The 26,317-nt window shown below is 59.8% G+C and carries 31 protein-coding genes; 10 read left to right on the top strand and 21 right to left on the bottom strand.

Annotated elements, in window-relative coordinates; translation table 11 throughout:
* Positions 1-134 precede the first annotated feature (134 nt).
* Positions 135-947: a CDP-alcohol phosphatidyltransferase family protein gene (locus HNQ72_RS09580; RefSeq protein WP_183993068.1), complete on the bottom strand. Its 813-nt coding sequence runs from the start codon at positions 945-947 to the stop codon at positions 135-137.
* Positions 948-974: 27 nt separating this feature from the next.
* The gene (locus HNQ72_RS09575) at positions 975-1,673 is read right to left on the bottom strand and encodes a phosphatidylserine decarboxylase (protein WP_183993067.1); all 699 of its coding nucleotides are present in this window, start codon (positions 1,671-1,673) and stop codon (positions 975-977) included.
* Positions 1,674-2,010: 337 nt separating this feature from the next.
* Here HNQ72_RS09575 and HNQ72_RS30945 point away from each other — a divergent pair, with 337 nt between their 5' ends.
* Together HNQ72_RS30945 and HNQ72_RS09570 are read left to right on the top strand one after the other, a co-directional pair.
* On the top strand, positions 2,011-2,136 hold the full coding sequence (locus HNQ72_RS30945; protein WP_280518248.1) for a hypothetical protein: 126 nt from the start codon (positions 2,011-2,013) through the stop codon (positions 2,134-2,136).
* Positions 2,137-2,466: 330 nt separating this feature from the next.
* Positions 2,467-2,730, top strand: a complete 264-nt coding sequence (locus tag HNQ72_RS09570; protein ID WP_183991963.1) for a hypothetical protein — start codon at positions 2,467-2,469, stop codon at positions 2,728-2,730.
* A 73-nt stretch (positions 2,731-2,803) separates the two neighbouring features.
* Here the strand turns inward: HNQ72_RS09570 and HNQ72_RS30940 are convergent, their stop codons facing one another.
* Positions 2,804-2,938: a hypothetical protein gene (locus tag HNQ72_RS30940; protein WP_280518249.1), complete on the bottom strand. Its 135-nt coding sequence runs from the start codon at positions 2,936-2,938 to the stop codon at positions 2,804-2,806.
* Between the two features lie 42 nt (positions 2,939-2,980).
* Positions 2,981-4,885, bottom strand: a complete 1,905-nt coding sequence (locus HNQ72_RS09565; RefSeq protein WP_183991961.1) for an ABCB family ABC transporter ATP-binding protein/permease — start codon at positions 4,883-4,885, stop codon at positions 2,981-2,983.
* 328 nt (positions 4,886-5,213) lie between these two features.
* Here HNQ72_RS09565 and HNQ72_RS09560 point away from each other — a divergent pair, with 328 nt between their 5' ends.
* Positions 5,214-5,456 (top strand): hypothetical protein, encoded by a 243-nt coding sequence (locus tag HNQ72_RS09560; RefSeq protein ID WP_183991959.1) that lies wholly within the window; start codon positions 5,214-5,216, stop codon positions 5,454-5,456.
* Positions 5,457-5,561: 105 nt separating this feature from the next.
* Complete coding sequence (locus tag HNQ72_RS09555; protein WP_183991957.1) at positions 5,562-5,870, top strand: hypothetical protein; 309 nt, start codon at positions 5,562-5,564, stop codon at positions 5,868-5,870.
* Between the two features lie 114 nt (positions 5,871-5,984).
* Here HNQ72_RS09555 and HNQ72_RS09550 read toward each other — a convergent pair whose 3' ends face one another.
* The 4 genes from HNQ72_RS09550 to HNQ72_RS09535 form a co-directional block, all read right to left on the bottom strand.
* Positions 5,985-6,452 carry a hypothetical protein gene (locus tag HNQ72_RS09550; RefSeq protein ID WP_183991955.1) on the bottom strand — a complete coding sequence of 156 codons (468 nt, stop codon included), beginning with the start codon at positions 6,450-6,452 and terminating at the stop codon, positions 5,985-5,987.
* A gap of 295 nt (positions 6,453-6,747) precedes the next feature.
* Positions 6,748-7,158: a DUF5086 family protein gene (locus tag HNQ72_RS09545; protein WP_183991953.1), complete on the bottom strand. Its 411-nt coding sequence runs from the start codon at positions 7,156-7,158 to the stop codon at positions 6,748-6,750.
* 99 nt (positions 7,159-7,257) lie between these two features.
* Positions 7,258-7,896 carry a hypothetical protein gene (locus HNQ72_RS09540; protein WP_183991951.1) on the bottom strand — a complete coding sequence of 213 codons (639 nt, stop codon included), beginning with the start codon at positions 7,894-7,896 and terminating at the stop codon, positions 7,258-7,260.
* A 608-nt stretch (positions 7,897-8,504) separates the two neighbouring features.
* The gene (locus HNQ72_RS09535; protein WP_244654232.1) at positions 8,505-10,211 is read right to left on the bottom strand and encodes a LysM peptidoglycan-binding domain-containing protein; all 1,707 of its coding nucleotides are present in this window, start codon (positions 10,209-10,211) and stop codon (positions 8,505-8,507) included.
* 155 nt (positions 10,212-10,366) lie between these two features.
* On the opposite strand from HNQ72_RS09535, the gene HNQ72_RS09530 reads away from it, so the two are divergent.
* Positions 10,367-10,972: an LOG family protein gene (locus HNQ72_RS09530; RefSeq protein WP_183991949.1), complete on the top strand. Its 606-nt coding sequence runs from the start codon at positions 10,367-10,369 to the stop codon at positions 10,970-10,972.
* 51 nt (positions 10,973-11,023) lie between these two features.
* Here the strand turns inward: HNQ72_RS09530 and HNQ72_RS09525 are convergent, their stop codons facing one another.
* Both HNQ72_RS09525 and rarD read right to left on the bottom strand, forming a co-directional pair.
* Complete coding sequence (locus HNQ72_RS09525; RefSeq protein ID WP_183991947.1) at positions 11,024-11,353, bottom strand: DHCW motif cupin fold protein; 330 nt, start codon at positions 11,351-11,353, stop codon at positions 11,024-11,026.
* Positions 11,354-11,372: 19 nt separating this feature from the next.
* The gene (gene rarD / locus HNQ72_RS09520; protein ID WP_183991945.1) at positions 11,373-12,299 is read right to left on the bottom strand and encodes an EamA family transporter RarD; all 927 of its coding nucleotides are present in this window, start codon (positions 12,297-12,299) and stop codon (positions 11,373-11,375) included.
* Positions 12,300-12,500: 201 nt separating this feature from the next.
* Between rarD and HNQ72_RS09515 the strand changes: the two genes are divergently transcribed.
* Together HNQ72_RS09515 and HNQ72_RS09510 are read left to right on the top strand one after the other, a co-directional pair.
* Positions 12,501-13,376: a protein-L-isoaspartate O-methyltransferase family protein gene (locus HNQ72_RS09515; RefSeq protein ID WP_183991943.1), complete on the top strand. Its 876-nt coding sequence runs from the start codon at positions 12,501-12,503 to the stop codon at positions 13,374-13,376.
* 137 nt (positions 13,377-13,513) lie between these two features.
* A complete protein-coding gene (locus HNQ72_RS09510; RefSeq protein WP_183991941.1) occupies positions 13,514-14,134 on the top strand; it encodes a pyridoxamine 5'-phosphate oxidase family protein in 621 nt (206 codons plus the stop codon).
* Here HNQ72_RS09510 and HNQ72_RS09505 read toward each other — a convergent pair.
* Entirely contained in the window at positions 14,131-15,039 is a 909-nt protein-coding gene (locus HNQ72_RS09505) for a LysR family transcriptional regulator (protein WP_183991939.1), read from the bottom strand. The genes HNQ72_RS09510 and HNQ72_RS09505 overlap by 4 nt on opposite strands.
* Positions 15,040-15,144: 105 nt before the next feature.
* Here HNQ72_RS09505 and HNQ72_RS09500 point away from each other — a divergent pair, with 105 nt between their 5' ends.
* Positions 15,145-16,041: an alpha/beta fold hydrolase gene (locus tag HNQ72_RS09500; protein WP_244654233.1), complete on the top strand. Its 897-nt coding sequence runs from the start codon at positions 15,145-15,147 to the stop codon at positions 16,039-16,041.
* A 141-nt stretch (positions 16,042-16,182) separates the two neighbouring features.
* Complete coding sequence (locus HNQ72_RS09495; protein ID WP_183991935.1) at positions 16,183-16,764, top strand: hypothetical protein; 582 nt, start codon at positions 16,183-16,185, stop codon at positions 16,762-16,764.
* Positions 16,765-16,767: 3 nt separating this feature from the next.
* Here HNQ72_RS09495 and cimA read toward each other — a convergent pair whose 3' ends face one another.
* The 9 genes from cimA to HNQ72_RS09450 form a co-directional block, all read right to left on the bottom strand.
* Entirely contained in the window at positions 16,768-18,387 is a 1,620-nt protein-coding gene (cimA, locus tag HNQ72_RS09490; protein ID WP_183991933.1) for a citramalate synthase, read from the bottom strand.
* 199 nt (positions 18,388-18,586) lie between these two features.
* Positions 18,587-19,546 (bottom strand): prolyl aminopeptidase, encoded by a 960-nt coding sequence (gene pip, locus HNQ72_RS09485; RefSeq protein ID WP_183991931.1) that lies wholly within the window; start codon positions 19,544-19,546, stop codon positions 18,587-18,589.
* Positions 19,543-20,034 carry a GFA family protein gene (locus HNQ72_RS09480; RefSeq protein WP_183991929.1) on the bottom strand — a complete coding sequence of 164 codons (492 nt, stop codon included), beginning with the start codon at positions 20,032-20,034 and terminating at the stop codon, positions 19,543-19,545. Before HNQ72_RS09480 ends, pip begins: the two co-directional genes overlap by 4 nt.
* Positions 20,031-20,540 carry a GFA family protein gene (locus HNQ72_RS09475; RefSeq protein ID WP_244654234.1) on the bottom strand — a complete coding sequence of 170 codons (510 nt, stop codon included), beginning with the start codon at positions 20,538-20,540 and terminating at the stop codon, positions 20,031-20,033. The genes HNQ72_RS09480 and HNQ72_RS09475 overlap by 4 nt, the downstream gene beginning before the upstream one ends.
* Positions 20,537-21,028 (bottom strand): GFA family protein, encoded by a 492-nt coding sequence (locus HNQ72_RS09470; protein ID WP_183991927.1) that lies wholly within the window; start codon positions 21,026-21,028, stop codon positions 20,537-20,539. Before HNQ72_RS09470 ends, HNQ72_RS09475 begins: the two co-directional genes overlap by 4 nt.
* A gap of 2 nt (positions 21,029-21,030) precedes the next feature.
* Positions 21,031-21,393: an endonuclease domain-containing protein gene (locus HNQ72_RS09465; RefSeq protein ID WP_183991925.1), complete on the bottom strand. Its 363-nt coding sequence runs from the start codon at positions 21,391-21,393 to the stop codon at positions 21,031-21,033.
* Positions 21,394-21,661: 268 nt separating this feature from the next.
* Positions 21,662-23,059 (bottom strand): cysteine--tRNA ligase, encoded by a 1,398-nt coding sequence (gene cysS, locus HNQ72_RS09460; protein ID WP_183991923.1) that lies wholly within the window; start codon positions 23,057-23,059, stop codon positions 21,662-21,664.
* Between the two features lie 204 nt (positions 23,060-23,263).
* Complete coding sequence (locus HNQ72_RS09455; protein WP_244654235.1) at positions 23,264-24,340, bottom strand: AbrB family transcriptional regulator; 1,077 nt, start codon at positions 24,338-24,340, stop codon at positions 23,264-23,266.
* Positions 24,341-24,368: 28 nt separating this feature from the next.
* On the bottom strand, positions 24,369-24,926 hold the full coding sequence (locus tag HNQ72_RS09450) for a hydrolase (protein WP_183991921.1): 558 nt from the start codon (positions 24,924-24,926) through the stop codon (positions 24,369-24,371).
* 160 nt (positions 24,927-25,086) lie between these two features.
* On the opposite strand from HNQ72_RS09450, the gene HNQ72_RS09445 reads away from it, so the two are divergent.
* Positions 25,087-25,701, top strand: coding sequence for a TetR/AcrR family transcriptional regulator (locus HNQ72_RS09445; RefSeq protein ID WP_183991919.1), 615 nt, complete (start codon positions 25,087-25,089; stop codon positions 25,699-25,701).
* A gap of 15 nt (positions 25,702-25,716) precedes the next feature.
* Here HNQ72_RS09445 and HNQ72_RS09440 read toward each other — a convergent pair whose 3' ends face one another.
* Positions 25,717-26,307 (bottom strand): DedA family protein, encoded by a 591-nt coding sequence (locus tag HNQ72_RS09440; protein ID WP_244654236.1) that lies wholly within the window; start codon positions 26,305-26,307, stop codon positions 25,717-25,719.
* Positions 26,308-26,317 lie beyond the last annotated feature (10 nt).

Raw genomic sequence — 26,317 nt, 5'->3', positions numbered from 1 at the left:
AATAGGGGCGGAATAAAGGCTTATCCGCCGCTTTTCGATGAGGTGAGTCTACGCGTGGCAACTTGCCGCAGGCGGGAGCTGCAATGCAGCAATTTCAGTGCATTGCAGCGGGTGCCTTGTTTTCGTGATACGCGTCAGACGTGCGTGCGTTCGTCTTCGATGGTGATTGTGCCATAGCGTCGCTTCCATGCCCTTGCGCTGAATGGCAGCACGCAGAGATAGGCGACGACGGTGACCGACAGAACTTCCCATGTGTAGCTCATCAGGAGCGCGACATAGAGAACGACGAGAAGCATGATCGGAAACATCATGTCCCGGCGGATCTTGCTCGACTTGCCGGACCAGACCGGCAGGCGGCTGACCAGGAGATAGCCGATGCCGACCGTGTAGACGACGCTGCCGTAGATGAACAACGGCGTGCGTTCGACGCCAAGGAAACCGAGATAGACCGGCAGTAGCATCAACAAGGCTCCCATCGGCGCTGGCACGCCGACAAAGAATTCCGACTGCCAGGGCGCCTTGATGCCGCGATCTTCCATCACGTTGAAACGTGCCAGCCGCAGGCCCGCGGCGATCGCATAGAGCAGCGCCGCTATCCAGCCGAGCGAACGGGCGCCGTCGAGCAGGAATGCGTAGGAAACGAGAGCAGGAGCGACGCCGAAATTGATGATGTCGGCAAGCGAATCCATCTGCACGCCGAATTTCGACGTTGCCTTCAGCAGACGTGCGATCCGCCCGTCAATGCCGTCGAGGAAGGCGGCCAGGAGAACCATGGCGACGGCCAGCTCGTAGCGTGCCTCGAAGGCGAGCCTGATACCCGTCAGGCCCGCGCAGATGGCCAGAACCGTGATGAGGTTCGGCACCATCAAGCGGATGGGGATTTCCCTGAGACGTGGACCGCGGGCCTCGTCGGTCGAGCGGTTCGGCTCTCCTGGGGGCATATCCATCATCCGTTTTCTCCTTGATGCGATCTATCAGCTGCGACGGCCGAGCGACGGGCCTTTGGTCGAGCCGAATTCAGCCAGCACCGTCTCGCCGGCAATGGCAAGCTGTCCGATCGACACACGCGCCTGTCCGCCATTCGGCACGAACACATCGAGGCGCGATCCGAAGCGGATCAGGCCGAAACGTTCGCCGGCATTGAGCGGCTCGCCGGGCTTGACCCAGCAGACAATCCTGCGCGCCACGAAACCGGCGATCTGCACGACGCCGACATTGCCGTGACGGCTTTCGATCACGAGGCCGTTGCGCTCGTTGTCCGAGCTTGCCTTGTCCAGTTCCGCGTTGACGAACTGTCCTGCGCGATATTCGATTACCTTGACTTCACCGCGGACCGGCGAGCGGTTCACATGGCAGTTGAAGACGTTCATGAAAACGGAAATGCGCAACAGCGGTTCGGAGCCGAGGCCCAGTTCCACCGGCGGAACGACCATGGCGACATGGCTGATACGGCCATCGGCCGGGCTGACGATAAGATCGTCATCCTGCGGCACGACGCGCTCGGGATCGCGGAAAAAATAGGCACACCAGAGCGTCAGCACGAGGCCGATCCAGAACAGCGGTTCGGCGAAATAACCAAGGATCAGTGACACGACAAAAAAGATCGCAACGAAGACGTAGCCTTCCTTGTGGATCGGCACGAGCGTGTTGCGGATGGTGTCGAAGAGGTTGATCAACTGTTTCTCCCTGGGGCGTAAAGTCCTGTGTTAGCGGCACTGACTATCGAAAAACGGTATTCGCGGCAATGCGGTTCCGTGTTCCTCACCAAACCGTATGGGGATTGCAACCATCACGCGGCGGATACGTTGCCGGATATGAAGGTGAATCAGATTTTTGCTGCAATGCAGCAAAATGGCATGGCTTTTGCTTCGATTTTCATATGGTTGTCACAAAAGTCGGTCAGGAGGCAGCTGACTTACATCAAAGTCGAATGTTACGGATGCGCTTAAACCATTGTTGGGAGCACTTTTCGTATATTCGCTTCGGCTGGAACACGGAAGAGTTGGAGAAATGAGCGTTACTTGGTGCCTGATAGCAGCGGTGGATATTGCGATCGTGATCGCCGCAGTGGTCTATACGGTCTGGAGCCAGCGTCGCTACCGCGAACGCATGCGTTTCGGTTCGTCACGCCGCTAGGCGAAAGACCGGGCTTGAGGTTTCGTCCTCGCTCGGAGCACGCCTTTCTGTCGAGCGGATCCGGCTTCCGCTACCTTCACTACCGCCGCCCTTTTCTTGACCAAGGCCGCCCGGTTGGCGGCCTTTTGCGTTTTCTCGGCTGTCCTTCAGCCGAAGGCTGATCCGGGATCGATACCAAGGTCTTTTATGATGTGATGGCCTGCGTGAATTTGACACGCGATTTCCCGCATAGGGAGAATTTGCCACATCGAAAATGCCGCTTTTTGGCCGTAGTTTTGCAATGTGACTGTAGTCCGCCCCGTGTACAGGTTTTGATAGAGGAACAAAACCATGAAACGCGACCTGACCATCGAAGATGTATTATCCGACCCATTGATCGCCCAGCTTCGGCGGGCCGATGGCATTTCCACGCCGGAATTTGCGCAGCTGCTGCATGCGGCAGCGCAAATCTATGGTGGTGGCAAATCTCCGCGCCGCTCCGACAAGACGACATTCGTGTTATGCGAGACGGCGGAGTTTGCGCCGGAACGACGCGAAAGCATTCCGGTTGGCAAGACCCAGCCTAAGGCAGGTGTTCCATGTCTTGGCTGGTAGATTGCCATCCGGCAGGTAGCCTTCACAGCATCGGTCCAGTTGCCCGGCGGGCGCCCCTCGGCTTGCTGGGGTTTCAGATTTTCGCCGGATCGACGAGACCGAGCCAGGTCGTCAGCGCCAGAAGCGGTGAGCCCCAGAAGGTAAGCACGAGAAGGTAGGCGAGCACGAGGCTGCCCGCCACCGCCATCCGTTTCCAGGAATAATTCATCCGTCGTTTCATCGACTCGGCCTAACTTTCTGTTGAGACTCGTTATTCTGCTGCCGGCGCACCGCGTATGACCACGCCCAGATCGTCGCTTTCGCGCACCTGGCGCAGATGTTCTTCCGCCTGTGTCGCTTCCCGCTGGCGGTTCCACATCGACGCGTAGAGCCCGCCCTCTGCCAGAAGGCCCGCATGCGTGCCGCGTTCGGCGATCTCGCCGGCGCGCAGCACGATGATCTCGTCGGCGCCGATGACGGTCGAAAGCCGGTGGGCGATGACAAGCGTCGTGCGATTTTCCGAAACCTTGTCGAGCGCCGATTGAATCTCATGTTCAGTCGTCGTGTCGAGCGCAGACGTCGCCTCGTCGAGGATCAGGATCGGCGGGGCCTTCAAAATCGTGCGGGCGATCGCCACACGCTGCTTCTCGCCGCCGGAAAGTTTCAAGCCGCGTTCGCCGACCCTGGTTTCATAACCGTCGGGAAGCTGTTTGATGAAAGTGTCGATCTGCGCGATCTCGGCTGCCTTTTGCACCTCGGCATCACCGGCGTTCGGCCGGCCGTAACGGATATTGTAGGCGACCGTATCGTTGAATAGCACCGTATCCTGCGGAACCATGCCAATCGCCGCGCGCAGCGACCTCTGCGTCACGTCACGCACATCCTGGCCGTCAATGGTGATCGAGCCGTCTTGAATATCGTAGAAACGGTAGAGTAGGCGGGAAATCGTCGATTTGCCGGCACCGGACGGGCCGACGATCGCAACCGTCTTGCCGGCCGGCACCTCGAAAGAGATGCCCTTGAGGATCGGCCGCTCGGGATCGTAGGAAAATCGGACGTCCTTGAAGGCAATCGCGCCTTTCTGCGTTCCCGTCGCGTTGAGCGCGAGCGGCTTGGCATCCGGCCGGTCGTTCACTTCCGCTTCGACTTCCAGAAGCTCGAACATCTGTTCGATATCGGTCAGCCCCTGACGGATTTCTCGGTAGACGAAGCCGATGAAGTTGAGCGGCACCGACAGCTGCATCAAAAGCGCATTGACGAAGACGAAATCGCCGATCGTCTGCTCGCCGCGCTGGACCGCCAGCGCCGACATGATCATGATGACGGCCTGGCCGAGACCGAAGATCACGCCCTGGCCGAAATTGAGCCAGCCGAGCGAGGTCCAGACCTGCGTGGCGGCCTTTTCGTAACGCGCCATCGACACGTCGAAGCGCTTGGCCTCCATCTCCTCATTGCCGAAATACTTGACCGTCTCGAAGTTCAAAAGCGAGTCGATCGCCTTGGTATTGGCGTCGGTATCGCTGTCGTTCATCGTCCGGCGTATGGCGATGCGCCAGTCGCTGGCCTTGATGGTGAACCAGATATAGGCGGCAACGGTGATAGCCGTGACGGCGAGGTAAGAGAAACCGTAAGCCGCCCAGAAGATGATGGCCGTCAGCACGAACTCGATCAACGTCGGCACCGAATTCAAAATGGTGAAACGGACGATCGTTTCGATACCCTTGGTGCCGCGCTCGATGATCCGCGACAGGCCACCCGTCTTGCGCTCCAGGTGGAAGCGCAGCGAGAGCTGGTGCATGTGCACGAAGGTCTTGTTGGCGAGCTGGCGTACGGCATGCTGGCCGACCGAGGCAAACAGCGCGTCACGCAACTGGTTCAGTCCCACCTGCAGGATGCGGGTGAAGTTGTAGGCGATGACCAGCACCACGGCGCCGAGCAGGAAGGCGGGCAGAAGGCCGACCATGTCCAGCTTGCCGTTCAGCGCGTCGGTCGCCCACTTGAAGAAATAGGGAACCGACAGCAGCACGAGCTTTGCGAGGATCAGGAAAAACGTTGCCCAGAGCACCCGCGCCTTGAGATCTGCACGGCCCGTCGGCCACATATAGGGCCACAGGTTGACAAGTGTTCCGAGCGGATTGCCGTCATCCGCCGAAACGATCTTCTTTTTATCTGACATGCAGGTCTCCGGGGCGCGCGGGAAAAATGCGCCACCCGGCACATAGGCGGCGAAGCCTGCAGATGCAATGTCGGGCCGGGTGTTTCCGCTGGAAATGGGGTGGTTTCGGGGCTTTCACCGAATGGGCTCGAAAGTGCTGATGCGATCCCAGCCCTCAACGAACGTATCGAGGGGCCGCAAGAATTCGCCCGTCAGCAGCTACCATCCTATAACGATTGCCGCCCCATATGGGCTTCGGTGGCTTTGCCTCCGCACATGGACCGGAAAATGGCCGCGCGAATTCCACCGCGGCGCCCCGTTTGCAACGGGGGATTTGATAAGGAATAACATGAAAACGTACCTCCTGACCGCCGCTCTTATTATCGCGGCAACTCCCTCCTTCGCCTGCACTGCAGAAGATCTGACGGCAAAGGCCACTGAGGTCTCTCAGAAGATGCAGGAACTGACAGCCAAGGATCCGCAGAAAGCTGCAGCCGTAGCCCAGAAGATGACGGCCGGGCAGGCTCAGACCGCAACTGATCCGAATGGCGCCTGCAAGCTCTACGACGATATTCTCGCAGAGCTTCAATGAGCCGCTGAGACACCGGCCATGCCTTAGGCGTTGCTTCCCCTGCCGGACGCGATTTGCGCATACGAGGGCAGGAAAACCGGATTTGATGGAATTGGATGGACTGAAATGGTTTTTATTTGGCGCGGATGGGGCCTTCTCACCATCCCTCTTATCGGAGTTGTAATCTTTGCCGGGCTTTTCGCCGCGCTTTGGGTGACGGAAACGCTGCAGCTGCCGGACTGGACGAAGATTTTCGAGTTCGTCGCAATCTTTCTCGTGGCCGGTTTGCTCAACTGGAAGCTCGGGCGTTATCTCAACAGGACAGGATTGCCGGGCGCGCGACACGACCTGTTTTTCATCCGGATGGAATACTGGTCGGTTCCGGTTTTTCTGGCTGCCGCGGTACTCTTGGCGTCGGGCCTTTACTCCCTATAAATCGGTGACGCTTGCAAACAGCGCGAGCCACCAGTGCTTGACCCTTGCATGCCTTTTCCCGCTAAACACCTAGCGGGAAAATAATCGTGTGAGCTTTCGTCAGTTGCAGTGCCATCATTCTGACTGGTTCAGATACTCGGTCAGAAAGTGTTCTGCATTCGAGCTTTGCGAAAGATTGTCGTCGTAGCGCAAGGAAACGGTTTTCGACGTTTCCGGCAAATAAAGCTCGCCGCCATAGTCGTTGACTATCAGCAGAACAAACTTCTTTCCTGCATTCTCGACACTGTATCGCTTGTCCTTGGCAGTTTCCTCGACATGCGAGAGAACTATTTTCATATCGAACGGGTGATCGACGCCACCGATTTGGACGATTGCCGTGTTGTTTTCGCGTGGTCCAATGCGCAAAACCCAGACCCGCGTGCCCTCATAGCCCGCATACGCATTTACATGTTTTGCGATTTCCGGTCGTGGCGCATCCTGCGCATAACTGAAAGCAGGAGAGACCGACAATAGTCCAACAGCGATGAAAACGTTGATTAGAGCGATGCGCGAAATTGCTCTGAATGTGATTTTTTTGTTCAATTTGGCAATCCTATGAGAGCGAGAGCGACCACAGCTTGCTGTCGCGTCGACAACAGATGCTTCCATAAATTCGGCAAGCGATAAGCGAGTGGCTGCTGACAAATCCTGATGCGGCCACCTAATGCCAACGCAGTTGAAGGAGGCCTGCCTCAAAGAGAAACCGACATCAGAGGATGTCAAGGACTGGGCGTTCCATCGAGATGCACGCTGGCCGACACCGTTGGGTATCAGAGCCGCTCAGATACGAAGGCCCGTCTCAGGTGACAGTGCACTAAGGAAGGTATGAAACGCTGCGTTACGGCAGTCTTGCAATACAGTTCAGGATATTCGTATCGCAGATGGGAACGTTGGTGCGCGCTTCGGAACCATCCAGCCAGCGGCGATAAGCCGCGCGGATCTCAACATCCTTGTAGTTGTAGATTTTGGCCTGACCGTCAATGCGGCTGGCCTCCAGCGCCTTTGGTGTAACGGCCATATGGAAGATGAGCTGCTTGAATTTCCAAGGTTGCCAACCTTTCCTATGTTCGAAGACACGAACGTGGAAATAGGGATCATCCTCTCGCGCCGGCTGCATCTTGTAGACAGCGGCCCATCGCACCACGTCCCGTTCTACGGAGAGAATAACGTTCTCCTGCGCTTCTTGCGCTTGAAGTGCATTCGTGGCGTGCAAACAGAACGCGATCGTGAGAAAGAGCGAGCGCAGCATGACGACAACTCCCCATAGGCTCTGTTTCAGGCAGGCGACGGAGCCTGTGTTCCAGCCGCCGCCGGAGTTGTCAATCCTGGTGTGCGCACGTGGTCGGTGTCAGTAATTCGGCGTTGCCGTCCATGTCAGGTAATAGTGCGTCTCGCCGATCATGCCGAAATACGAACTGGCCCCGCTTGCCTTATCTATATGGCTGGAATCGTCGTTACGGACATAAAGTCCGTAAGGATCGCGCAACAGGTTTTCCTTGAGAAAGCTGCTCCATTCGGACTTTGCGACTTGGGTGATCTCACCCGATATCGTATCGCCAATGGCAACATCGCGACCGATGACCTGCTCTCCGGTAACAACATTGGTGATCGTCAACTGGCCAGCTTCAAGCGCAGCCTGCATTGTCTCGGCCATAGCAGATGTATCTTCGCTGGCTTTCAGTACATCGAGCTTCTGCTGCATCGCCTTCATGAAGGCATTCGAGGATATATCGTCGATTGTTCCCTCGACATCCTGATCCGAGCTGTTTTCACCTGCTGTTTGCCGGATTGATCCGAAACGAGAGGAAAGCTCGCTCTCATAGCCATAATCATCGTCTTCATCGGAACTTTCCGAGTAAAATAAACGGGATAGCAACGCGGCCGATGAGCCGGGCGTCGGATTTTCTGGATTGCCCGACGTGTCGTTGAAAGCCTTGAATACGACCTGTCGTGACCAGATCTGGCTGGAACTGATGCTGGAAATCATTTTGTCCTCGCGAAAAATATCGGCTTGGCGTCAATCGATTCGGGCATTTCAATCAGCCGAGGTTCCCGCGGCTGGCATGCGCGAAGCTGATCAGGGCTCGCAATTCTCTGCCGCCATCAATAGGCAAACGCGTACCGCCGCACCGGCAAGACCGGTTCGGTGAAAAGGGAAGGGGCAGGCGGTGGGGTATCGGGTATTTGGTATTTCAGGCTTTCCGCCTGCCCCGGCCGGCTTATTTGATCCTGCGGGACTTGTCAGTTCCCGTTGGATCGCAATCGCGACCATCACCGGAGACCGAGTGGCAACCCGTTATGAAGGAGGCCGGTTCGCGAGCCCGGTTCCCATCCGATGACGACTTGATTATCGGCTTGACGGTGAGGGCGGGGATGAAGAGGTGTCGACGGAACCGCTAAGGGATTGGGTGTGCTCCGAAGATTTTTTCAAAGAACCTTCCGCCGTCCCCGCTTTCCTGCGCAAGCGGGAGTGCGAAAGTTCCGCAAACCACACTTCGACCCTCAATCCGTTTCTGCACTGCATGTTCTCAGAAACACTTCGGCCGACGATCCTGTTGTGACCGCCGGCCGGAGAAAATCGATGATGCGCGCCGATCAGCCCTTGTGATGTTGCAGCCGTTCGCGATGCAGTTCTTCAGAATCCGGCCGGAACTGTTCTGGCACGCCAAAGATCTGGCCGGGCTGGATGACGTCCGGATTTGCGATCTGTTCCTCGTTGGCGAGATAGATCGTCGTATAGCGCACGCCCTGGCCATAGGCGCGCCGTGCGATCTGCCACAACGTGTCGCCACGGCGGATAATGACCGAGTTGCTGTTGCTCTGTGTCAGCGGTGCCTGCTGGAACGTGCGCGTGCCATCGGACGAAGCCATTGTCTGCGGTGCGCCGCCGAACTGCTGCGCCAGTGCCGGGCCGACCGTTTCGGCAATCAGTTTGGTCAGATTGTCGAGGGCTGCACCGACCGCTGCCACGTCACGCGGCAGGTCTTCCAGCGCCTTGCGCGCCGCATTGGCATGGCCGGCAGTGACGCCGACAGCTTCTGTCGCATTGATGGAAGCACCGGCCGGCAGCCTGTATTCGCCAAGCGACTGCAGCGCGATCGATGTTGCCGAACGGGCAGCAGTCATGCTTTCGAGGGTCGGAACCTTGCCGGCTTCATACAGGTTCTTGAGCAGCGAGAAGGCCTTGGCCACCTGTCCACGCAGATTGTCGAAGGCGCCGCCATCGGCAACGGTGACCGGGCTTGCCGGAGCGGGCGACGCGATGGCCGCAACCTGATCGCCTGCCGGCCGGTTGAACGGCACTTCGACACGGACCAGAACCTGCCCGTTGCTGCCCAGCGCTTCGACGGCGATGCGGTGATCGCCAACGGTGAGGTTGGCGTTTCCGTCGATGACGAAATGTCCGTCACCACCGGCCTGGGCCTGGCCGATAACCGAGCCGTCGGCGGAGCCGCGAACCTGACGGCCAGACTTCGTGACGCCGGCAATGAAGATTTTCGAGCCTTCGATTTCGACCGCCGTGATCTGCAACTCGCTCGACATGGCAGGTGCTGCCGCCGGGGCAGTGGTGCCTGAAGCCGGGGCCGAAGCAACATCGGTGGACTGGGAAGCGGCGGGGGTGGCAGAAGCCTCGGTGCCTGTCGCAGGCTGGGGCGCTGCCGGAGCGGGTGCAACCTTGCCGGCTTCTTCCGGAACGGCGATCAGGCGGCTTGCCTTGCCGGGCTTTGTCACCATGGCGAGAAGCTTGCCGCTCTTGTCGGCGGGCACGGAAACAGTTGCGATCTCTTCCGAGGTGAAGACCTTGCCGTCCTTGCCCGTTGCCTTGAGCACGATCTGATGGTCGCCGGGCGGAAGCGGCTTGTCCAGCACGGCGGCGAAATCACCGCTCGGGCCGACATTGACCTTGGCGATGACGGAAGTGCCGTTGGTGATCTCAAGTGTGGAATTCGGTGCTGCATGGCCGGCGATGACCGCGGAGCCATCAGGCTCGACGCGAAGCACATCGAATGTCGGCGTATCGTTGGACGCAGCCTGTGGCGCAGCGGCGGCTTCAGGCGCATTGGCTGACGCGGCAGAAGATGGAGCAGCCGTCTGTGCCTCGGCCTTTGCGGTTTCCGGAGGCTTGTTGCCCTCGGTCACGGCATCCTTGACCGCATCGCCGGCAGCATTGATCGCGGCTGCGACTGGCTTGCTTTCCTGGTTAATCCTCGGCATGACAACGAAGATCATCAGCAGCGAAGCAATTGCAAGTACAATCAGTGCGAGCCAGCCGGCACGGTTCTTCATCGTCTGTTGCCTCATCAGGCCTGAGTTTCCGCTACTTTACCGATTAGCTCTTTCCACCCTTCTTAACAAGCTTTTCACGTCATAAAGCCTTGCTCTTGCGGGATTTTCCCGTCAATTTTGTGTGGTGCGGCCACAACTGTCGCACCTTTGAATGCCCAACGGAGAAAACTGTGCCAATACGATCCATCTGCGTCTACTGCGGTTCCCAGCCTGGCCGTGACCCTGCCTATATCGCTGCCGGCCGCGCGCTTGGAAAATCGATTGCCGCACATGGTCTGCGGCTCGTCTATGGCGGTGGCACCAAGGGTATCATGGGAGCTGTCGCAGCCGGCGTGTTGTCAAATGGCGGCCAAGTGACTGGCATCATCCCGGAATTCCTCGTCGACATGGAGGCGACCCGCCATTCGCTTGGTCAGCTGAACGAACTGATCATCACCAAGGACATGCATGAGCGCAAGCATAAGATGTTCGAGCGCTCCGACGCCTTCGTTACGCTCCCCGGCGGCATCGGCACGCTGGAGGAGATCGTAGAGATCATGACCTGGGGCCAGCTTGGTCGCCATGAAAAGCCAATGGTCTTTGCCAATATCGGCGGCTTCTGGGATCCAATGCTGTCGCTCGTCAATCACATGCGCGGCGAGGGTTTCATCCACCGCGCCCATCTAGTACAGCCGCTGGTCATTCAGGAGGTGGACGATATCGTTCCGGCAATCCTGGAACGCGACGAGATCACGGCGTCTTCCAAGGGTGAAGAGGCCGTTATTTCAAAGCTGTGAGACGGCAATACGGAAGGTTCGGCGGGGCGCTATGCGCCCCGTTTGCGTGTCTTAGTCGACGATGAACAGTTTTGCGCCGGTCGTGGTCGAGGAGCGGTGCGGCTCGGCCTTGTCGGCAACCTGATAGCTCATGCCGGGTGTCAGCACGAAGACCCGCCCGTCGGCAAGTTCCGTTGTCATTTCGCCTTCCAGGCACAGAAGGATATGGCCCTTTTCGCACCAGTGATCGGCAAGATAACCCGGCGAATGTTCGACCATCCGCACCCGGATGCCGCCGAAATGCTGCGTCCGCCAGGTCGAATGACCCGTGTCGCCCTTGTGCACGGTCGGTTCGATGCTCGACCAGTCGGTCGTGCCGAAGGGAATGTCTGACATCTGCATGAAATTTTGTCCTTGAAAATCAGCGGCCGCGCAACTGTCGCAGCATGGCGACGGTGTAGAGCGCCAGTGCCGCCCAGATCAACACGAAACTTGTAAGCTTTATCGTGCTCAGGGGTTCACCGAAGGCGAAGATCGCGATCAGGAAGATCATCGTAGGCGCGATATACTGCATGATGCCGATGGTCGACAGTTTGAGCAGCTTGGCGCCGTTGGCGTAGATCATCAGCGGCCCCGCCGTCACCAGGCCGGAAAGCGCCAGCATGCCCATGTCGAAACCGGTTCCACCGAGGAAATGGCCCTGTCCGGTCGCTTCGAGCCAGATGACATAAGGCAGCATCGGAATGCTGATCAAAAGCACTTCGAGAAAGAACCCCTGGTTGGGGCCGATCGGCAGCGTCTTGCGCAAAAGCGCATAGATGCCCCAGGTGAAGGTCAGCGCCAGCGATACCCATGGAAGCCCGCCGGCGCCCCAGGCGAGGATGGCGACCGCCACGACCGCAAGGCCGATTGCCGCCATCTGCAAAGGCGCGAGTTTTTCCTTCAGGATGACGGCGGCAAGAAAGATGCTGAACAGCGGGTTGATGAAATAGCCGAGAGCGGCATCGAGCGCGTGTCCTGCTGCAACCGCCCAGACATAGACGCCCCAGTTGAGGGTGATGAATGTCGCGGTGACACAGGCCATGCCGAGCATGCGCGGATTGGCGAACGCTGCCCGGACATCTTTCAAACGTCCGAGAATGACGAGCACGATACCCGCCACAGGGACGGACCAGATCGCCCTGTGCGCCAGCACCTCCATCGGCGGAAGATGAGCCACCGCTTTCAGGTAGAAGGGCAGAAAACCCCACATGAAATAGGCCGTCAGGCCGAAGGCGAAACCGCGCGGCGTATCTTCATTGACCGCAACAGGGGTGTCGGCGGGGGACGCAGCGTTTTCAGTGGCCATGGGGTGCTTCCGGCATTCTGTTGTAATTGTTGTTTGTAATTATCATGGCGCAATTACAGGATCGTGCCCTGTGCTACCAATTCATTTCTTTGAACCTTGCATTGAGACAAGTCATCCATCTTGCCACTATCGCGCGAAGCGGGCTCGCAAATCCGATCGAGAGGGGAGTGCGGCAGATGGATACAGACCGGAGAATGACATATGAGCCTGGAAGACCAGCCCGCGCATCGTCGCAACTATGCGCTCCAGCTTCTCGCCAAGGCTGGCGTGGACGACAATGAGCGCCTGCTTGCCGCTTTTGCGCGCGTGCCGCGCGAGGACTATGTCGGTCCGCCGCCCTGGATATTCGATGATGTCTATAGTGGTGGATACCGCCCCGTCGCCTCGACCGATCCGATCGTGCTCTATCAGGACGTGCTTGTCGGGCTGAAGACGGAAAAGGGGATCAATAACGGTTCACCCTCGCTGCATGCGGCGGCATTCGATGCCTTCAAGATTCGCGAGGGCGAGACGGTCGTCCATATGGGGGCCGGCGTCGGCTATTACACGGCGATCATGGCCGAACTCGTCGGCCCGTCCGGTCGGGTGATCGGCGTGGAATACGATGCTTCGTTGGCGCAAAGAGCGAAGGCCAATCTCGCCGGTTACAAAAATGTTGAAGTGGTACAGGGCGACGCCTTCGACTGGCCGAAGGAAGAAGCCGATGTCATCTACGCCAATTTCGCGCTCGACCATCCGCCCGAGGCCTGGATCGAAAAACTCGCGCCCTATGGTCGCCTGATCTTCCCGCTCGGCATTCCGGCGATCGAAAAAAGCCGCTCCGGTTTTACCCGTCATGCAGGATACCTGATGATCGACCGTCAGGCTCGAGGCTTTGGCGCGCATTTCCTGCAGATCGTTTCCTTCATCTGGGGTGAAAGCACGCGACCGGTGCCGGAAGGTCGTCACGCCGGGCTGGAGGCCGCTTTCCGGGCGCGGGGCCTGCGCAAGGTAAGAAGCCTGCGCTGGAAGAAGGAGGCGACAGGCGAAGAGTGGTATGGCGAGAAAGACTGGGGTCTGTCTTTCGACGAGCCCTGATTTCATCTATCCATTTTTCGGAGAGATGGTCTCCAAAATCGCCTGATTATGGCATCGAGTGAAAAGAGGCATAGTTCTCCCAACGAACCAAATGGGATCATCATCGATCCACGGTTCAGGTTTTAAGGGAGAACGCCATGTCCTACGGATTTCTCGATATCGCCTCGACGCCGAGTGTGCGGGCTGCGCAAGCCGAAATGGGCATCGACCAGTTCTGGTCGGATTTTTCCGGTGACCGCAAGATGGACCGCTTCACCGAGGGCGAAAAGGCCTTCATCGCCGAGCGCGACAGCTTTTACATGGCCACCGTTTCCGAAACGGGCTGGCCCTATATCCAGCATCGCGGCGGGCCGGCAGGTTTCCTGAAGGTCGTCGATGACCGCACGCTCGCCTTCGCAGATTATCGCGGCAATCGCCAGTATATTTCCACCGGCAATCTGGCCGCCAGCGACAAGGCCAGCCTTTTCCTGATGGATTACCCGCGCCGCGCCCGGCTGAAGATCTATGCGCATGTCGAGAAACTGGCGCTGGATGAAGACCCGGCAATCACCGCTCTCGTTACCGATGCCGGCTATCGCGGCAAGGCGGAGCGCATTTTCAAGGTGCGGCTGGAAGCCTTCGACTGGAATTGCCCGCAGCACATCACGCCACGCTTCACCGAAAAGGAGGTCGCAGCCGCCGTCCGTCCGCTTCAGGAGCGCCTCGCCGAACTTGAAAAGGAAAATGCAGCGCTTCGGGCAGGGGTGGGAGCAGCCTAAGACCGGATCGGAAAGACGGCTCGCAATCTCGGAACCGCAAAGTCGAGAAAGCTGCGCATCTTCAGCGGCATCTGTCCCCGCGATGCATGGATCAGGCTCACCGGTACCGGATCGATCTCGTAGTCTTCAAGCATGATCTTCAGGTCACCGGCCCGCACCGCATCGGCGACCTGGTAGTGGAACAGGCGGATGACGCCGGTATCGCGGATCGCCGCCTGCAATGTCGCCTCGACCGTGGTGACCGACAGGCGAGGGGTGGGCGAGATCGAGAAAGGCGACCGGTCACCCGGTTGGTGAAACTGCCAGCCGGGTTGGGAGAGCGGTGTCTCGATCGTGACCGAGGGGAACCGGGAAAGATCCTGAGGGGTCTCCGGCATGCCTTGTGCTGCGATGAGCCTTGGGCTGGCGCAGACCACCATGCGGACCGATCCGACCGAAGTCGCGATCATCGAGCTGTCCGGCAGCCGGCCGATGCGCACGGCCATGTCGATATGGTCTTCGACGAGCTGCAGGTTCCGGTCCTGCAAGAGAAGGCTGACGTCGATCTGCGGGAAACGGGCAAGGAAGTCGGTGACGACCGGCAAGACATGCAACTGGCCGAACTGGATCGGCGCGGTGATGGTGAGCCGGCCTTTCGGCACGGTGAACTCGCCCGCAGCCTCGCGTTCGGCTTCCTCGACCTGCTCGATGATGCGCCGGGCGGCGGCAAGGTAACTGCTGCCGGCATCGGTGAGGTTGATCCTGCGGGTGCTGCGGACCAGGAGCTTCGCCCCCAGCGCCGCTTCGAGATCCGAGATTTTGCGGGAAAGCGTGGTGACCGGGACGTTGAGTGACCTGGCGGCGGCTGAAAAGCTGCCTGTGTCGGCAACCTCGATCAACATCGACATGGCTTCTATGCGGTCCATCGTCTCCCCGTCTGCCGGCTGTGCCGGACACTCATGCCGCCGGTCGAAAGACCTGCGTCAACGTCGAAAGTTTCGATTGTAATGTCAACAACTTGGAGAACTGAAATGACTCAATTTAATAAGACTGGCTCTGTACCTGTCACCGTGCATTACCGCACCGCCACCGTCGATGGCGTAAACATGTTCTATCGCGAGGCCGGCCCCAAGGATGGCCCCGTCGTGCTCCTCCTGCACGGTTTCCCGACCTCATCACACATGTTCCGCAACCTGATCCCGCTGCTTGCCGACCGTTACCGGGTGATTGCGCCCGATTATCCGGGTTTCGGTTACAGCGATGCCCCCGACCACACTAAATTCGCCTACAGCTTTGCCCATTATGCCGACATGGTAGACGACCTGATGGGTCAGCTCGGAGCGAAGAGCTACGCCATGTATGTGATGGATTACGGCGCACCGGTCGGTTACCGGCTGGCGCTGAAGCATCCGGAAAGGGTGACTGGGCTGATCGTGCAGAACGGCAATGCCTATGAAGAAGGCCTGAAGGCGTTCTGGGATCCGATCAAGACCTATTGGGCAAGCGGCTCCGAGAAGGATCGCCAGGTTCAGGCGGCATTGCTGACACTGGACGCCACCAAATTCCAGTACACCGACGGCGTGAAGGATATCTCCCGCATCAGCCCTGACAACTGGTTGCAGGATCAGGCTCTGCTCGACAGGCCCGGCAACAACGATATCCAGCTCGACCTGTTCTATGACTACCGCACCAATGTGCCGCTCTATCCGCAGTTCCAGCAGTTCTTCCGCGACCGCAAGCCGCCGACCCTGATCGTCTGGGGTAAGAACGACTTCATCTTCCCGGAAGAGGGCGCTCATCCCTATCTGAAGGATCTGCCGGATGCGGAGATACATATCCTCGACACCGGCCATTTCGCCCTTGAAGACAAGCTCGACGAGATCGCGCCGCTGATGAATGATTTTCTCGACCGGACCTTGCTCAAGTAGGATGCTCTTGTTTTCGGGCGGCGCCTCTTACGCCGCCCGAAAACCGTTCCGGTTGTCGCGTCGATAGGTTAAGCATCATGTGGGGGCGTCGAATGTGCGGGGGCACGGATGAGGCTCCGATGGCAATCGGAAGGGGCGATAATGGGTGTTCGGGGTTTTCTGTTCTTCATCTTGATGGCGTCGGTTCAATCCATGTCCATGACGCCGTCGGTCCATGCGCAGGATGCCCGCGCCGAAGGCCGTGACGGGGCGTCGGATTACGACCAGAGCCTCAATGGTCTTGTCACGCAGAGCATCGTCAGGGATCTGAGCTCGGTGCGCAACGAGTGCATGGCGGCCTCTCCGGTTTATCGGTTGGATTGTATTCGTCAGGGACTGGAACTGACCTCGCGGCGCACGCCGTATCATGGCGATTACGGGCCGATGCGCGAGGCACTCAGATCCGGTGCTGTATCGGTCACGCCGATTATAAATTCCAATGCTGACGGCGATCAGGACAGGCTGGAAGTCAAACCCGGCACCAATCCGCGCTTCAAGACACGGCGTTATTACGCAGCGACTAAAGCCGACAGCCACGAGGCCACCCGAGCCGACGCCTTCAAGGTGCTCGACGCCACTCAGGCGCGCCTGCTGGAACTCGGCAAGAGCTCCCCGGACTTGAACAAGGCCTATACGACTGTGGCAATCGCTGTCGCATCGCTGGCGGATGTCTTGCGGCGGTAGAGTTCACTCCGCTGCAATCCGACCCGCCAGTTCCCGGTTCTTCATCAGCTTGTAGATGACCGAATCCATCAACGCCTGGAACGACGCATCGATGATGTTTTCAGACACGCCGACCGTCCACCAGCGCACGCCGCTTCCGTCGGTGGATTCGATCAGGACGCGGGTGATGGCCTCGGTGCCGCCGTTGAGGATACGCACCTTGAAGTCTGCCAGAACAAGATCGTCTATCTCGTTCTGGTACTTGCCGAAATCCTTTCTGAGCGCCAGGTCGAGCGCGTTGACCGGGCCGTCGCCTTCCGCCACCGACATATGGCTCTCGCCGTCGATGACGATCTTCACCACGGCTTCAGACACGATCTTGATGCGCCCGAGACTGTCGAAACGGCGCTCGACCATGACGCGGAAACCGTCGATCGAGAAGAATTCGGGGATCGTGCCGAGCGTGCGACGGGCGAGCAGTTCGAAACTCGCATCGGCCCCCTCATAGGCATAGCCCGACGCCTCGCGTTCCTTGACGATTGAGATCAGGTGATCGAGCTTCGGATCGTCCTTGGCGACCTCTATGCCGCGGCGCTTCAATGCATTGATGAAGTTCGACTTGCCGCCCTGGTCCGACACCATGACCTTGCGCAGGTTGCCGACACTGTCCGGCGTCACATGCTCGTAGGTGCGCGGGTCCTTCAGCAGCGCCGAGGCATGGATACCGGCCTTGGTGGCGAAGGCGGATGCGCCGACGTAAGGTGCCTGATGGTTGGGCGAGCGATTGAGAAGCTCGTCGAAGGAATGCGACAGGCGCGTCAGCCCCGACAGGCGCTCCGGGTCGATCGCGGTCTCGAAGCGGGAGGCATAGGCCTCCTTCAGACAGAGCGTGCCGATCAACGTGATCAGGTTGGCATTGCCGCAGCGTTCGCCGATGCCGTTCAGCGTGCCCTGCACCTGACGACAGCCTGCCTCGATGGCGGCAAGCGAATTGGCAACCGCCTGACCGGTATCATCATGCGCATGGATGCCGAGCGACGCACCGGGAATGCCGGCCGCGATGGCGGCGGAGACGATCTGGCGCACTTCGTTCGGTTGCGTTCCGCCATTGGTGTCGCATAGCACGATCCAGCGCGCTCCAGCCTCATGGGCGGTGCGGGCGCAGGCAAGCGCATATTCCGGGTTGGCCTTGTAGCCGTCGAAGAAATGCTCGCAATCCACCAGCGGCTCCTTGCCCGCAGCCTTTGCCGCTTCGACGCTTTCGCGGATGGAGGCGAGGTTCTCTTCATTCGTGCAGCCAAGCGCGACCTTGACGTGATAGTCCCAGCTCTTGGCGACGAAACAGACGGCATCGCTCTTGGCCTGCAAAAGCGTAGCAAGCCCCGGATCGTTGGAAGCGGAAATGCCGGCCCGCTTGGTCATGCCGAATGCGACGAATTTTGCCTTTGCCGTGCGCTTGTCGGTGAAGAAGGCTGTGTCTGTCGGATTGGCGCCGGGATATCCGCCCTCGACATATTCGAAGCCGAATTCATCCAGGATGGCCGAAATCGCGATCTTGTCCTCGACGGAAAAATCGACGCCGGGCGTCTGCTGCCCGTCGCGAAGGGTCGTGTCGAAGAGGTATATGCGGTCTCGGGTCGTCATCGATGCTCCTCCCATGGAGCTGGTTGTTATGTGTGAAGCTGCCCCACACCCTAACCCTCTCCCCGCAGGCGGGGAAAGGGGACATGCCCAACGCGACGGAGCGCCAGGCGGTGAGAGAGCGGCGGATCCCTTCTCCCCCTATGAACGGGGAGAAGGTGGCGGCAGCCGGATGAGGGGCTGCCACAGAGCTCAGCCGAAGCTACATTTTTCCCGCAAACCGATCCGTCGCGCGGATCAGCCGGTCGGTAATTCCCGGTTCGGAAACGGAGTGACCGGCGCCTTCGACGATGTGGAAATCCGCGTCTGGCCAGGCCTTCGACAACTGCCAGGCATATTTGAGCGGGCAGGGCATGTCGTAGCGGCCATGCACGATGACGCCGGGAATGTCGGCAAGTTTTGTCGCATCCCGCAAGAGCTGGCCTTCATCCAGCCAGCCGGCATTGACGAAGAAATGGTTCTCGATCCGCGCGAAGGCGAGCGCGAAATGGTCTTCGTCGTGTTTCGACGCCAGGTCCGGTTCCGGCAGAAGCGTGATGGTCGAGCCTTCCCACACGCTCCACGCCTTGGCGCAGGCGATCTGCTCGGCGCGGTCGGTGCCAGTCAGACGACGATGATAGGCGGCCATCATCTCGTGGCGCTCGGCTTCTGGAATGGGCGCAACGAAGGCCTCCCACTTGTCGGGGAACATTTCAGAGACGCCGAACTGGTAGTACCAGTCGAGTTCCGGCCTCGTCAGCGTATAGACGCCGCGCAGGAGAAGCTCGGTGACGCGCTCGGGATGTGTCTCGGCATAGGCAAGCGCCAGCGTCGATCCCCAGGAACCGCCATAGACCTGCCATCTGTCGACGCCGACCATTTCGCGCAGCCGTTCGATATCGGCGACCAGATGCCATGTCGTGTTGGCTTCAAGCCCCGCATGCGGTGTCGAGCGACCGCAGCCGCGCTGATCGAAAAGAAGGATGTCGTAAAGTTCCGGATCGAACAGGCGTGCCTGGATCGGCGTTATCCCGCCGCCCGGTCCGCCATGCAGGAAAACGACGGGTTTTGCGCCCTTGCGACCATGGCGTTCCCAGTAGATCACGTGCCCGTCGCCGACATCCAGCGTGCCGGTGCCGTAGGGAGCGGAGACGGGATAGAGCGTGCGCAGAATGTCGGTCACAGATGCAAGCCTTTCTCGGGCCAGTTTTCGGTATCGTGGTCTGGATGCTGGAAGGAGATGATCTGCTCCTGCCGGTCGTAATAATCGACGTCTCCATGCACCGGCGCATCGAAGATCGTTTCGACCCAGGGCAGCCGGAAGGCGTGGTTGACCTGAACCTGCGGCGCCAGATCATCGCGCTCGTCGAAAGCGCCGATGGCAATCTCGATGCCTTGCGGGTGGCGATAGGTAAGCGGCGTGCCGCAGCGCTTGCAGAAACCGCGGTCGATATTGACCGACGACTGGAAATAGGTCGGCTCGCCACGTGTCCACTCAAGACCGTCCTGAGGCGCGCCGACAAGCGGTCCGAAGAAACCGCCAAAGGCCTTCTGGCACATGCGGCAATGGCAGATCGAGGCGCGGCCGAGTTCGCCATGGATCCTGAAGCGCACGGCGCCGCACTGGCATCCGCCGGTTCTTGGGGCAACAGTTCCTGTCGTCTCGCTCATGCCTCATCCTCCTTGTTGGTTCCGCCTAAGGCTGGAACCGGTTGCCAGGTTTCCGTGTCGTGGTCGGGATGCTGGTTGGAAACAATATCGGCAAGGAAGGGGGCTTCCGCGATATCGTCCATCGTGTGGTGCGCCGGAAGCGCGCCGAGGTGATCGACGAACGGCACCTTCGCCTCGACGCCATATTGGATCGATGGCGGCAGCGCCGAAGGATCGTCCAGCGCACCGGCGGAAACGGCAAGCCCGTCGGCAGCCTCATAGGTTAGCGGCGTTCCGCAATTGCCGCAGAAACCGCGCACGACATGGTTCGACGACGGAAACTGTTTCGGTATTCCGCGCGTCCAGCGAAAACTTGCGCCGCGTGTCGAGATCAGCGGCGCGTAATAGGCGCCGAACGCCTTCTGGCACATGCGACAGTGACAGATCGACGATTGGCTCGGCTTGCCCTCTATGACGAAACGCACAGCTCCGCACTGGCAGCCGCCGGTATGGACGTGATGGGTCAAATCCAGAGCTCCGATGCCGTTTTGGGCCAATGTTGCGTATCGTGGTCAGGATGCTGCCGGCTGCCTTTGGCAATCTCGGCAGCCTGTTCCGGCGTCGTATCCATGCCGGGCTCATGATGGAGGCCGTCAAGCTCGCCGAACCAGGGCATCTTGCACTCGAGATTGGTCTGCATGTCCGGCTTTACGGTTTCCGGAGCATCGAGGGAGCCGAGCGTAATGCTCACATGATCGTGCCCGCCGTCGTAAAACAGCGGCGTGCCGCAATCGCGGCAGAAGCCGCGCCGCACGGTGTCGGAGGACCTGAACCATGCCGGCTCGCCGCGGGTGAGTTTGAAATTCTCATACAGAACGCCGCCGAACGGCAGAAAATAACTCCCCGCCGCCTTCTGGCACATGCGGCAGTGACAGACATGCGGAAAGCCTATCTCGCCTTCCGCACGATAACGGATCGCCCCGCACTGGCAGCCACCGGTATGGATCTGGGTCATCATCATGCCTCCCCGACTGTCTTGAGGATATGCAGGCAGATATTGTCGATATCCGTCAAGACATCGTCGTTCCCGAAACGCAAAACCGTCCAGCCGTCCTTTTGCAGGCGCTGCGTTCTTGCGGTGTCATAAGCGAGGTCGTGATCGCTGCCGTGCTGCGAGCCATCGACCTCGATGATAAGTTGATGAGTAGGACACGCGAAATCAGCAATGTATCCCGCAATCGGCACTTGGCGGCGAAAGCCGAGGCCCATCAGGCGATGGGCGCGGATGGCGTTCCAGAGCTTCAGCTCCGCATTGGTCATCACCTTGCGCATGCTCTTGGCATTGTTGCGAAGCTTGGGCGGAACAGGGGCATGCGGCATGTCATGCTCCTCGTTGAGCTCTGCTGCGCAGTGGAGATCACCCCCCTCTGTCCTGCCGGACATCTCCCCCACAAGGGGGGAGATCGGAGAGTAGCGAACCCGCCACGTCAATCCAAGGGTGAGATTGCAGCTTTCCTCTCGCGGTGAGGCGAACACGGCACTATAGTCTTTTTTAAGCAGAGACGGTGCCACCTGCTGATCTCCCCCCTTGTGGGGGAGATGCCCGGCAGGGCAGAGGGGGGTAACAACTGCCGCTGCCGTAACCATCCTACCGCTTCAGCTCCCAGGTCGTGACCCGCTCGCCGGTTGCGGCATCCTTGCCGTCCTTCAGCTGGATGCCCTTGGCCGAGAGTTCGTCGCGGATCTTGTCTGCCTCGGCAAAGTTCTTTGCTTTCAGCATTTCGAGCCGCATGGCGACCAGCGCATCGACGGCACCCGCAAGCGCTTCGTCGACTTCCGTTTTCTTCGGCAGCACACCGAGAAGTGCGGCACTGGCGGCAAACATCGGCAGAAGCGTCTTGTCGGCATTGGCTTCCTGCGCCAGCGCGTGGATACGCTGTACGGCGGCCACTGTGTTCAGATCGTCGGCAAGCGCCTCGAGCACGATCGGGCAGGGGGCGGTGCCTGCCGGGATCTCGGACGGGTCGACCGCCGGCCATTTGGCCAGAAGCCTTTCGGCCTCCTCGAGCCGCTTCACCGAAAAATCGATCGGCTCGCGGTAATGCGTCATCAGCATCGCAAGCCGTAGCACTTCGCCCGGCCACTTGCGACCGCCGAACGTGTCGGTCTCCAGGAGTTGGTTGATGGTGATGAAGTTGCCGTCGGATTTCGACATCTTCTTGCCTTCGACCTGCACGAAGCCGTTATGCATCCAGACATTCGCCATTACCTGCGTACCGTGGGCGCAACGCGACTGGGCGATCTCGTTTTCATGATGCGGGAAGATCAGGTCCAGCCCGCCGCCATGGATGTCGAACACCTCGCCGAGATAACGGCCGCTCATCGCCGAGCATTCGATATGCCAGCCCGGCCGGCCACGACCCCAGGGGCTTTCCCAGCCGGGTTCGTTGTCGGAAGACAGCTTCCACAAGACGAAATCGCCGGGGTTCTTCTTGTGCGCATCGACGGCGACGCGCGCGCCTGCCTGCTGCTCGTCGAGCGGGCGTTTGGAAAGCTGGCCGTAATCCGTCATCGACTTGGTGTCGAACAGCACCTCGCCTTCCGCCACATAGGCATGGCCGCGGGCGATCAGCTTTTCGATGATATCGATCATCTGGGTGATATTGTCGGTGGCGCGCGGCTCGATGGTCGGCTCGAGGCAGCCCAGCGCCGCGACATCGGCATGGAACTGCTGCGCCGTCTTTTCCGTCACCGCATGGATCGCGTCATTGAGCGGCAGATGCGGAAAATCGCGCAGCGCCCGCGCGTTGATCTTGTCGTCGACGTCGGTGATGTTGCGGGCATAGGTGACATGGGTCTCGCCATAAACATGGCCGAGCAGCCGGAACAGCACGTCGAACACGATGACCGGGCGGGCATTGCCGATATGGGCGAAATCATAGACCGTCGGGCCGCAGACATACATGCGCACGTTGTCGGCATCGATCGGCTGGAACACCGATTTCTCGCGGATCAAGGTATTGTATAGCTTGAGCGTGGCGCTCATCGAAAAATTCTCCCAAGGTCAGCCAGACATGCCGCGGCCGGTACCGGACCGGGGCGTTTGTCTTCAAGGCTTTTCGAGAGACGAAAACGGCCGGACCAGCGCGAACGCTAGCGGATAATGTTCCCACAAATGGAAATCGTCGTTTTCATGGGGTCGGTTATGGCGTGTGCCGGCTGTTTGGTCAAGTGCACAAGAGCCGTCTGATCAACCAGACATATGGCGCACGATCGCCTTGGCGAGCATCGGCCCGGTCAGCACCACGACAAGAAAGCGACCGATCTGCATCGCCATCACGAAGGGCACGTCGACATTGGTCGAGGCGGCGATGATGGCGACCGAATCGGCCCCGCCGGGGCTGGTCGCCAGATAGGCCGTCAAGGGATCGATGCCGGCGAAAAATACGAGTATGGCGGCAAACCCGCTGCAGATCAGAAGAAGACAGATAATCGAGCCGAGCACGCGCAGGAAGTTGCGCGCAGCATAAGCGACGACCTCGCGCGTGAACCGCCCGCCGATAGCCCAGCCGACCAGGGCATAGGCAATGGCGAGCATCCATGGCGCAAGCACGAGCGGCATGCCGAAGCCGAACTTGGCGATAAGACAGCCGGCCAGCGGCCCGAGAAACGATGCTCCGGGAACGCGCATCAGGCCGCAGATCCAGGCCGAGCCGAAGGCAACGGCCAGGGTTGCCAGAACGGCAAGAGGGGAAAGGGCAGGGAACCAGTCGATACTTTGTGAGGCGGCCGGCGTAACGCCGAAGAGGCGCGCAACCATGGTCGCGGCAAGCGCCACGCAGACGACGCGCAGATACTGCATGAAGGCGACGAGCCGCATGTCGCCGCCATAGCTTTCGGACATCAGCACCATGACAGAGGCGGCGCCGGGCGAAGAACCCCATACTGCCGTCGTGCCCGGAAAGATCCGCGCCCGGACCATCAGCGCACCGAGCGCCGCCGAAGCGATCACGGTGGCGAGGATGCCGAGTGCGAAGATCGGCCATTGGGCCGCCAGTTCCGAGAAGATCGACGGCGGCATGTTGGAGGCGATCATCACCCCGATGACCGCCTGAGCGCCGTTGAACGCCAGCTTCGGCATGCGGAAACTCATGCCCGACAACGCCATGGCGATTGCCATTGCCATCGGGCCGAGCAGCAATGCGGCCGGCAGATGCAGGAGTTCGAGAAGCCAGCCGATAAGCAGCGAGCCTGCCACAAGGACCAGCCAGCGCGCCGCCGGCGGCAGGGCCGCGGCCTGCCTCAGCCAGCGGTGGTTTGAGGACACGTCGTCGGGCTCCTCGGATATCGGGCGATCAGTCAAGTGAGAGGTCCGCGGTTGTTGTTACGCGTGCGATGCGAGGGAAGATGAACTTGAAGGCCATCTCGTGCAATTCGGCCGAAACGCCGGTCGAGGCATCCTCGATAACGACCATGTTATAGCCATGCTCCCAACCGGCGCGGACCGTCGATTCGACACCGAAATTGGTGGCGATGCCGGCGACCACGACGGTTCGAATGCCGCGACGGCGAAGCTTGACGTCGAGATCGGTACCGTGGAAGGCACCCCATTGATGCTTGGTCACGATGAGATCTCCCGGCTGCTGCAGGCCTTCGGCCAGCACCGTCCAGTCCTCCGGATAGTCGCGACCGGCAGCGGCATCGGTGAGGCCGCGCGGCGCATCGCCGAAGTCCGGGCCGAAATCGACATTGACCAGAACCACCGGCGCATTTGCCTTGCGGAAGACATCCGCCAGCTGGCGGCCTCTGGCGAGAACATCGGCGCTGGCATGCGGCGCCGTATTCATGGCGAGAATACCCTTCTGCAGATCGATGAGAACAAGCGCGGTGGTTTTGGGATCGAGTGCGAGCATGTGACGTCTTTCGCAAATTCGGGTCGGATGCGTGCAAGATGAACAACAGGCCGGATCGGCAGGGCGGCGCGGGATAATCCCGCGGCGGGATGACGAGAGGTCTGCATCATGTTATGCGAGGATGTACTCGCATAACTCCTATTTGAGGATCGCCTCGCAAATGTCAACCGCGAAGCCGCCAAAGGCGGTGGAACCCAAGCGTAAACGTGGTCACGAACGGGTGGCGGCCATCGTCGAAACCGCGATCGGCCTGTTCGCCACGCTTGGCTATCGAGCCGTGACCATGTCGGAAGTGGCCGCACAATCGGGCACGGCGATCGGCTCGCTTTACCGCTTCTTCCCGACAAAGGATGCGCTCGCCCAGGCGATCATGGACCGGTATGGCGCGCATCTGACCGACGAGCTGGAAAAGGTGGTGGCGATTGCCGCAAGCGCATCGGCTCGCGAGGTTGCCCGGGCACTGGTGGCGATGATGCGCGGGCTTCAGACGGAGAGGGCGGCGGCTCTTGTTCTGGCCGATGCCCGCGAGGACGGTTCGCTTCGCCGCGCCGGCCTGCGCCGCCAGATGCTGGAGAAGCTGACGGCTGTGCTGGCGCTCGTCGATGGCAGCTCGATACCGTCCGATGTCGATCAGCGCGCCTGGATGCTGCTCTATGCATTGAAAGCGATAAGACAGTTCGACCAGGAACATCCGGCGCTGTCGAAACGGCTGGTCGATGACGCCTGCCTGCTGATCGAGCCGCTTGTGGCAGCCGGTCTCACGAAAGCCGGATGAGGAAGGGCAACCCCTTCATCGCGTGGCTGACCCTCCGCGCATCTGCCGGCGGATGAGATAGGCGAGGGCGGCGAGGATGACTGCAATCGCGGCGATGGCGATCAGCATATGGAGATGCAGCTTCAATCGCCCGAACAGCATCTCCACCGCATTGCCGAACAGATAACCGATCGTGGTGATCAGCACTGCCCAGACCACGGCCGCGATGAAATTGAGGATCACGAAGCGAAGCGCCGGCACGGAACTTAGGCCGATTGCAATCGGGCTGACCGTTCGCATGCCATAGATGAAGCGAAAGGCGAGGATGAAGCCGGTCGGATGGGCTTCGAGAAGCTGACTGACCTTCTGTGCCGCATCGGTTTTCAGGAAGCGTTGAACCAGTGCCAGCCGGTTGGCATAACGCCCGGCGAAGAACCACGCCTGATCCGCCGCAAATGAACCTATTGCTGCAGCCGCCGCCGCTTCCCACCAGGACATGAAATGCCGGTGAGCGAAAATTCCGCCAAGAAATACCGCCGTCTCGCCTTCGAAGGCTGCCCCCAGAAACACGGCGAGCACGCCATATTGGGAAATCAGATGTTCAAGCGAGAAATGTTCGAACGGCAAGGACAAGTCT

This window comes from Aliirhizobium wenxiniae, assembly GCF_014201355.1.
In the GTDB taxonomy this organism is placed as follows: Bacteria; Pseudomonadota; Alphaproteobacteria; order Rhizobiales; family Rhizobiaceae; genus Neorhizobium; species Neorhizobium wenxiniae.
This window is presented reverse-complemented; position numbering and strand designations above follow the sequence as displayed.